The following is an 807-nucleotide window of genomic DNA, read 5'->3' as shown; positions in this document are numbered from 1 at the left end:
AATGCTTTGAAAGTCAGTACTATGAGTAGGATTAGAGTCTTCAACAACTTCGTGGGCAAGATTTTGCTTATTATTTAGTAATGTCGTTTTACTCAATAGTGTCATTGTCAGTCACCTTGCTGTTAGGCTGGATTAGCATAAACGGGGTCAGTCGCAGCTTTGTAATTACCACTACGAAGATGCGGATTACGCTTGAGTCTATTGAACTTTTATGACGATACGATGACATTTAAATAACAGGCTTTATTTAAACAAAAAAATCCCAAGCATTGGCTTGGGATTTTATATTTTTAGACATCAAGTTTTTATTTAAGCTTATAGTTAAAGCAACACTATTGCACTCGCGCCTGCCACTCATGCGCGCCCAATACCAATTTTAGTTTATCATCTGCATGCAATATACCAACCCCACTTGGCGTGCCAGTCATAATTACATCACCTGCTTGCAGACTAAAAGCCTGACTAATCTCGGCAAGTAACTCATAAACGGGGAATAGCATCAGCGCGCTATTACCGTCTTGCTTAAGCTCATCATTAATATAAAGCTGGTAATGCACATCACTGCAGTCGCCAAACGCTTGCGAATCTACCCATTCAGCGAGCACACATGCGCCATCAAAACACTTTGCACGCTCCCATGGATGGCCTTGTTCTTTGAGCTCACTTTGTAAGTCTCGCAAGGTCAAATCTAGCCCTAGCGTGACTGCTTCGATTAAACCAGTCGTACTGACAACCTCTTCTAACGAAGCTGACTTTAAATCCTTGCCCAAACGAATACAGAATTCTGCTTCGTAATGTACTGGATAT

Annotated in this window: 1 protein-coding gene; it reads right to left on the bottom strand. The window is 41.3% G+C overall.

Annotation, left to right across the window (positions count from 1 at the left end):
* Nucleotides 1–332 precede the first annotated feature (332 nt).
* Nucleotides 333–807: fumarylacetoacetate hydrolase family protein (locus ACS8FD_RS19085; RefSeq protein WP_439277017.1), on the bottom strand; the 475-nt coding region annotated here is incomplete at its 5' end.

It is taken from the genome of Psychrobacter sp. 1U2 (assembly GCF_051847575.1).
This window is presented reverse-complemented; position numbering and strand designations above follow the sequence as displayed.